At 59.7% G+C, this 7,076-nt stretch carries 8 protein-coding genes and 2 pseudogenes; 6 read left to right on the forward strand and 4 right to left on the reverse strand.

All coding sequences use genetic code 11. The annotated features are described in order from the left end of the window. Both EN750_RS11660 and EN750_RS11665 read left to right on the forward strand, forming a co-directional pair. A partial coding sequence (locus tag EN750_RS11660; RefSeq protein ID WP_145967571.1) for a L,D-transpeptidase occupies positions 1 to 444 on the forward strand: 444 nt, incomplete at its 5' end. Between the two features lie 10 nt (positions 445 to 454). Further along, positions 455 to 967, forward strand: a complete 513-nt coding sequence (locus EN750_RS11665) for an OmpA family protein (protein ID WP_127332134.1) — start codon at positions 455 to 457, stop codon at positions 965 to 967. A gap of 249 nt (positions 968 to 1,216) precedes the next feature. Here EN750_RS11665 and EN750_RS11670 read toward each other — a convergent pair whose 3' ends face one another. Next, positions 1,217 to 2,077 carry an NAD-dependent epimerase/dehydratase family protein gene (locus EN750_RS11670; protein ID WP_127396514.1) on the reverse strand — a complete coding sequence of 287 codons (861 nt, stop codon included), beginning with the start codon at positions 2,075 to 2,077 and terminating at the stop codon, positions 1,217 to 1,219. A 597-nt stretch (positions 2,078 to 2,674) separates the two neighbouring features. Between EN750_RS11670 and EN750_RS11675 the strand changes: the two are divergent. The 4 genes and pseudogenes from EN750_RS11675 to EN750_RS11690 form a co-directional block, all read left to right on the forward strand. After that, positions 2,675 to 3,094, forward strand: a pseudogene (locus EN750_RS11675) (lipid kinase); the annotation flags it as partial. Positions 3,095 to 3,371: 277 nt separating this feature from the next. Then, positions 3,372 to 3,659, forward strand: a complete 288-nt coding sequence (locus EN750_RS11680; protein ID WP_127396515.1) for a hypothetical protein — start codon at positions 3,372 to 3,374, stop codon at positions 3,657 to 3,659. After that, a complete protein-coding gene (locus tag EN750_RS11685) occupies positions 3,656 to 4,903 on the forward strand; it encodes a hypothetical protein (protein ID WP_127396516.1) in 1,248 nt (415 codons plus the stop codon). Before EN750_RS11680 ends, EN750_RS11685 begins: the two co-directional genes overlap by 4 nt. 64 nt (positions 4,904 to 4,967) lie before the next feature. Beyond that, positions 4,968 to 5,513, forward strand: coding sequence for a hypothetical protein (locus EN750_RS11690; protein ID WP_245481777.1), 546 nt, complete (start codon positions 4,968 to 4,970; stop codon positions 5,511 to 5,513). A 4-nt stretch (positions 5,514 to 5,517) separates the two neighbouring features. On the opposite strand, the gene EN750_RS11695 is transcribed toward EN750_RS11690, so the two are convergent. From EN750_RS11695 to EN750_RS11705, 3 genes and pseudogenes are all read right to left on the reverse strand, one after another. After that, positions 5,518 to 5,982, reverse strand: a complete 465-nt coding sequence (locus tag EN750_RS11695; protein WP_127396518.1) for a GtrA family protein — start codon at positions 5,980 to 5,982, stop codon at positions 5,518 to 5,520. Further along, positions 5,960 to 6,652, reverse strand: coding sequence for a class I SAM-dependent methyltransferase (locus tag EN750_RS11700; protein ID WP_127396519.1), 693 nt, complete (start codon positions 6,650 to 6,652; stop codon positions 5,960 to 5,962). The genes EN750_RS11695 and EN750_RS11700 overlap by 23 nt, the downstream gene beginning before the upstream one ends. Next, positions 6,627 to 7,076: pseudogene (locus EN750_RS11705) on the reverse strand (glycosyltransferase); the annotation flags it as partial. The gene EN750_RS11700 and the pseudogene EN750_RS11705, both read right to left, overlap by 26 nt.

The following is a 7,076-nucleotide window of genomic DNA, read 5'->3' on the forward strand; positions in this document are numbered from 1 at the left end:
GTCGTGGTCGATACCCGCCACCACTTCCTCTACCTCATCATGGAAAACAAGACCGCCATCCGCTACGGCGTCGGCGTAGGCAAGGACGGCTTCAAATGGTACGGCCGCGCGACGATCGACCGCCGCGCGCTGTGGCCGCAATGGGTCCCGCCCCCCGAAATGCGTAAGCGCAAGCCGGACCTACCGCCGATGGTCGCAGGCGGCGCGTCCAACAATCCGCTCGGGCCGCGCGCGCTCTATCTGTACCGCGACGGCGCCGACATCGGCTACCGCCTGCATGGCACCCTGGAGCCATGGAGCATCGGCACCGACGCTTCCAGCGGCTGCATCCGCATGTTCCCGGAAGACATCATCGACCTCTACCAGCGGTGCCCGATCGGCACCGCGGTGGAGGTGCTGCCGCACATCGCCGACCAGGCGCCCGCTTCCACAACTGTCGAATGATTGGCGCCTCATGAACCGCATGATTGAAAACACGCGCCGGCTGCTCGCTGCCAGCCTGCTGGTGTTTGTCGCATCCTGCTCGACCAGCAACACGCTGGCCCCTTCCACGCCAGACGTCACCAACGCCGAGATTGCCGGCTTCCAGAACGTGCAGCCGGGCAGCGAGGAGGATTTTATCCTCAATGTCGGCCGCCGCACCTATTTCACGCAAGGTTCGGTTGCGCTCGATTCTGTCGCCAAGGCCACCCTCGACACCCAGATCGCCTGGTTAGCAAAGCATCCGCGCTGGCTGCTCAAGCTGCAGGGTTTCGCCGACGATCCCGGCGCAAGTGAAACGGCGCTGTCGCAGCAGCGCGCCGATGCGGTGATGGACTACCTCGCCGCCGGCGGCATAGACCGCAATCGCATGTGGGCCAAGGGCTACGGCAAGGACAGGCTCGTCCGCGACTGCCCCGACGCCGCCTGCAGGTCGCAGAACCGCCGCGTTGTGTCTAATTTGCGCGATGAGAGGGACGAGTCGTAGGTGGCAGCAGTTTTGCTTGTCATCGGAGGCCGTAGGCAGCTTTGTCCCCGTAAGCAGACATGCCGGCGATAGCACTTGCCGCAGGACTGACCAAAGCGAGAAGTCGCATCGCCCAGTTTGGCATCTCAAATCGCGGCGCTTTTGCTCCATGAGCACCCAGCCGCGACCTGAGCACCCGGGCTATCTCGTATATGCTCATTGTTTCACCCGCTATTGCAACGAACCGCTCGCCATTTGCTGCAGGATCGGTCATAGCGCGAATGTGTAGATCGGCGAGTCGCGGACGTCCACGATCCCGTAGGAAAGCTTCGGAGCTAACGGCAGATTTCCGTCCAGCATACGTTGGATGAGTGAAATTGACGGAGAATAGTCGGGGCACATGACCGGCCCCAATATCACCGTCGGGTTTACTGCTGTAAGCTCTGGCCCACCTTTTCGCCTCACAAAATCCCAGGCATCTTTTTCGGCTAACGTCTTCGATCTGACGTAGGCGGTAAGAGTGGGAATGCTCAAGTCACTCCAATCGGCCTCAGTGAATTCAGCGGTGTCCATTTCGCGAGCGTAACTCATGGTAACGAATGACGATGTGATCACCAGCCGTTTAACCTTCGCTTCATGTGCTGCTCGCAACCCTCGTAGTGTGCCAGATCTGGCGATGCCGATGGTGTCAATATTGCCATCCTTTTGTCCAACGGAAAATGGAGAGGCGACATGTAGCACGTAGGAGCTACCGGCGGCGGCATCATCCCAACCGGGATCGGCACTCAAATCTGCCTCGATGAAGGAAAGAGAAGCGCCAATTGATGATGCGCCCATCTGCTCGAGTGTACGACGAACTTCTGGTTCGCGTGTCAGCGAGCGTACAGTGCATCTAACCCGGTATCCAAGATCGAGCAGCTGCAAAATACAGTACATACCGAGGAAGCCGGAACCTCCCGTAACCAGCACTTGTTGGGATTGCGTAGAACGTTTGAGAGGTCTGATCATCGGCATCTGAAGTTGCGGGATCTCCATCGCAGTTTGAGCACTGATTCGATAGCCGACCACGCCCTTTCCCGATACCTTGGTCCTCTCCCCGGAAAAGTACAATCTCATATAGCTGGAAGACATGCTGCCCGACGACTATGCAGAGTGGGTCAAACCACGTCCACCTCCTCCCCATCTGAGAGCAAACCGACCGGCGCTACTTCCTCAAGCTGATCAAATGCAGGCGCGCCGAATCATCGCACCGCGCGCGGGCGCAAAGCGGCTGGAATGCTTGGACCGCTTCAAATGCCCGCACTCAATCGCTTTTCCGGACCTTCGCGTAACGACAGTTCGGTTCGAGCCATGATAGGCTTTGCGCCTCGAGAATGGTGGCGTCATCGCGCGGCGAACGGCCTTCTTGCGTATCCGGCGAAGGGGTGACAAACTGGGCAGTCGGACTTTTTGAGAGGGTGACGATGGCGTTGGGGGGGCCCGCGGATGGCAAGCGCAGGCGCTTTGCTCGACACAACACGGCCGCCCGTCAGGCGATGAATCTTAGTGCCAGCGGGGTAGTTGGAGCGTTAGCATGCCTGGTCATCGGGCAAGTTTCCGTTCACTTGAACCCGGCGGGTGCTCCCGCAATAGCGGTTGGCGATGCATATTCTCGCCATCGTGATTGTGTTCGCTGTGCGCGAACCGTTCCGTTTGCCATCTTGCAGCACTTCTCGCCCACTCGCCAAGATGATTGCCGTTGGCTGCGTCCTCGTTCTCGCAGCCGCTCTTTATGTCATCGCGCTGGCAGACTTCCCCCACAGGGTTGATGGAGATGCAGCGGCGCAGGCGAACAACGCTATGGAATTTTTGGTGGGAAACGGTCGTCACTACGGGGGCGGCAACGTGGTGGAAGAGACGGCCGAGATCGATGACGGACATCTCGATCTCTATAGCTTGGAAATGACGAACCTCTGGAAACTGGCGCTGATGCTCCGCTCCTTCCGTTCTGGAACGCATGGCGCCTGGCGAGAGGTTCGGACGGCTAGGTGCGTCGAGTTCGACATCGAGACGGAGAAGCCGATGCCGGTCAACACCGATGGTGAGATCGTCACCTCGACACCAGCTCATTTCAAGGTCCACGCAAAGGCGATCTCGGTCTTTGCGCCTCCGCCCGTGGGCATTCGACGTCGCACAGAAGGAGCATTCGGTGCGGACCTTAGATTTGTCGGGCGACCATCCCGGTGTCAAGGCTGCGCAATAGCTCGTCCGGCCGCCGAGGCATGCATGATTATCGTGTTCTCGACGCGCTTCAAAGGCGCCTTCCACGCACCGCGGGTATTCTCCAAACGCTCGCTTAGAAGCAGGGCCAAAGATTTGTTGCCCTTCGCCGCTCGAATATTAGCAACCTCTTGACGATCGCCAGCCGCGCTCCAGAATCCCTCACATGGTGCGGGAACAGACTGGCATCGGCTTTGGCCACGAGGTGACGATAGGCGTCACCCATCTGGAACTGCTCGACGACCGTCGGGCCAGCGTCAGCGTTGCGACCTACAACTTCCTCTTCTCGATCGACACGCCGAAGAAGGCAAAGGCGCCGGACAAGTTGAACCTCATCGGCCACGCCACGGCGGTCGATTATGAAGCTGGCAAGGCCACGGTCGGCGGTTTGGTCACAGTCGAAGCGGGCTCCCATCAGGGGGTGGAAACTCGCCGCGCCGGTGCTCCGCGATGAGAAAATCCGGGACTGACAATCTCGTCCCGGCCATCAAGAGCCCCGGCGATGCGCCGTCGATGAAGGGCGCAGAGCAGTTCGAGATTTTCCCCGACTACGGCCCGACGATCAACAAGCGCCACATGGTAGCGGCAGCGGTCGTGACAGTCCCGCTCCTGTTCGGTTTCACTGGCCTTGCTATTCGTTATGCCGCTGTTGCTTCAACGTTGGCGGAACCAGGCTTCGAGTCTTATGCTCGTGCGCTCTGCCGATGGGATTGCCACTGGTATCTGGATATTTCCGAACGCGGCTACGAGCGCTTTCCCATCCCAAACCAAAGCAACGTCGGACGATGGGGCTTCTTTCCATTCTATCCGATGCTGGTAGCGGTGATCCGGGCGATTTTCCCCTTCGCCACGATACTGGTCGCGACGATCACTTCGATTGCATGCAGCTACACCGCGTGTCTGGTGGCATGGCCGCTGCTGGAGAAGAACATGCGGGCCTATGTACTGTACTGCGCTTTTCTGCTTAGCGGCCCGTTATCCTTCCACTTCACAACTTTCCTTTCCGAATCTCTTTTCGTGCTCCTGACCTCGATTGTCTTCCTGGCACTCAAACGTTCCAGCTATCCCGTCGCTGGCATCTCGTCAGCGCTCCTCTCGGCAACGAGGCTCGTTGGGGTCCTCGTCGTCTTTGCGACCGTCATTCAAATGTTCCAGCAGCATCGCGAACGGGGCGGCTCACCACTCTCCTTTCCGCGTTGGGTGCTCGGTCGACCGGATCTGCTCGTCGCTATCTTTATCTCGCCTGCCGGCTTGTTTGCCTACATCCTGTTTTTGTATGTCACTGTCGGCGACGGCTTTGCATTTCTGCACGTCCAACGCGCCTTTGGACGAGTGGCTGGGAACCCGCTCCTGTTTCTATGGGACGGACTCTCAGCATTTCCCAAGACCGGGTGGCTGCCCACGGCGCCGCAATGGAGTGCGCTCGCAGCGATCATCGGGCTGGCGCTATCAGTCGTGCTGGTGGCTCGCAAGCAATATGGCGCTGGGGTCTTCTGCGCGATCTGCATTCTCGTGCCATTGATAACGAATCTGGCCTCCATGGTCAGATACGTCATTGGGCTGGCGCCTCTGATAATGTTGATGGCCGTCCTGTTGTCGGCGTCGAAACTGACCTGGCTGGCCGCTTTGGTTCTCTTCCTGGTCGCCTGCTATTTCATGACGGTGGCATGGATTGGGGGCTACCTTGCTTTGGTCTGACACCCTCAACCCCCATGGACGCGCTATCTCGCTTGGCGCTTACGCGCTCGCCGCGGTTCTGGCCGTGTCCGAACTCGCCATCCTTGCGCTGGCCCTCCATCCGAATGTCCACGCCGACTATCGTGCCTATTACATCGACCGCACGACGACATGCCTCAACCGCGATGCCATTGGCAGCTACTCACTCGGCCAGACAGTGTCCTTCCGGTCCGATGGCGCCAAACGGGTAGCCGGCATGAAAGTTTGTGGCTGGTCGGGGCCGGTAGCCGACGGCACGCATTCGCTGGGCGAGACCTCGCGGCTTCGCCTGCAGATACCGCCACTTCGCGACGGCCTTAAGGCAACGCTACAAATGGCCGCTGTCATTCGTCCGCCACAGATGACGCAGAGGGTGATAATCTCGGTGCATGGCGTGTCCGTGCATAAGGTCACACTGTCGGGCAAGCAACCGATAACCGTCTCGTTCGTCATTCCGCACGCAGCTTTTTCGGACGCCAGCACGTTCGAAATGACCTTTGACTATCTTGACGGGATCCCGCCCAGCCAGGCCGCCAGCGACATTTATAAGCGCTCCATCAAATTGGTGTCGTTTCGACTGGACGCCATTTAGAGCATTATTGCCTCTGGCGGGAGCGATTGCCGTGCCGACCGGGAATGCGTCCGGCAAAAACCCACCGGTCAAGCACGAAGAAATTGATGCCGGGGACAAGCAAGCACGTAATCAGCACGGGAATGATGAGCGGCAAGCCCAGCTTTACCGTCAGCAACGCCGGCGCCCCATAGGCAATGGCCAAGCCTGTTGCCGCCAGCAGGAGAAAACGCGGAGCTTCAGTTCGATGCGATCGGCCCGACACGAACGTCAGGGATTTGTGAGCCAGATACGAAAACAGGGTGGCTGCGGCATATGCCCCAAGCGAGGCATGGATGGGCGTTAAACCGAGCCATTCCGATTTGGAAAAAACAGCAACCAAAGCGGCATACAGAAGTGTGGCAGCGATGCCGACCAGGCCGAAGCGTGCCAGTAGCTTCAGGGCGTCGTCGCCGGCAGGCCGATGCTCATGCATGCGCACTACACGCATACTGTGCCCCCAGCGGCAGGGGGGCGAGCGCGCGCTCGACTTTTCGGGCCAAGGGCCCGCCCGACGGCAGCAGCAGGAAGTGCTCGGATCGGATGTTGCTGAAGCCTGCTTCTTGAAGGAGGGACGCTGTTTTGGCTGCGCTGAGCAGCACCGCGTCATGGTCGAAGGGACACCGGAACACAGCCAGACGCGTCAGCGGATTATAGGGATTGTGCTCGATGATGCAGGCGGCACCGCCTGGGCGTACGACGCGCCGCATCTCGCGAACGAACCCGAGCCAGGAAGCGGGCGGAACATGATGGACGACGCAGCTGGCGAAGGCCAGATCGAAGACGCCATTGTCGTATGGCAGGTTCGGCGTGGTGCAGACCGTGTAGGTGACGCTCGGATTCTCCTGGCTGGCACGCAAGATGGATTCCTGCGAGATGTCACAGCCCTCCAGGCACTCGAAGGCGCCTTTGAGATAGGGATGGAGCACACCTACGCCGCAGCCGACATCAAGCACCCGCAAATCCGGGCCGGCATGACGAAGCCCCCGCTCGACCACAACGCGTCGCAGCAACTCGGCCTTCGCCATGAGAAAGAAGTCGTGCTTAAGCCCTGAAAAGCGGATCGATCCCTGGACCGTCTCACCATAATTGAATCTATAGCTGTCGAAGGGTTCGGACATTGGCCGGGACTCCAAGCCGGGATTTTCGAGGCGAGCGGCGGCTCTTGCCCGGGACGGCTGGCATCGGCCGGTCGAAGCCGGTGAGGCGATCGATCACGTAAAGCGGGCGCCGTTTTACTTCGGCGTGGATGCTGCCGACATACAATCCGACAACGCCGGTCATGAAGAGGTTGATGCCGCACAGGAGCGACACGATCATCACGGTGGATGTCCAGCCGGCAACAATGCCTGTTTCAAAGGCCCAGGCGTAGATGGCGTAGGCACCGAAGGCTACGGCCAGCGCAGAAATGGCCAAGCCACCCCAGAGCGCCAGGCGCAGCGGCTGCTCCGAGAAGCTGACGATGGCGTGCGCAGCAAGATGCACCATCTTCCAGAATGGGTATTTGGTCTGGCCATGGGTTCGTGCCGGGCGCTCGAAAGGCAC

Origin of the sequence: Mesorhizobium sp. M7A.F.Ca.ET.027.03.2.1 (genome assembly GCF_003999175.1) — a bacterium.
Classification (GTDB): domain Bacteria; phylum Pseudomonadota; class Alphaproteobacteria; order Rhizobiales; family Rhizobiaceae; genus Mesorhizobium.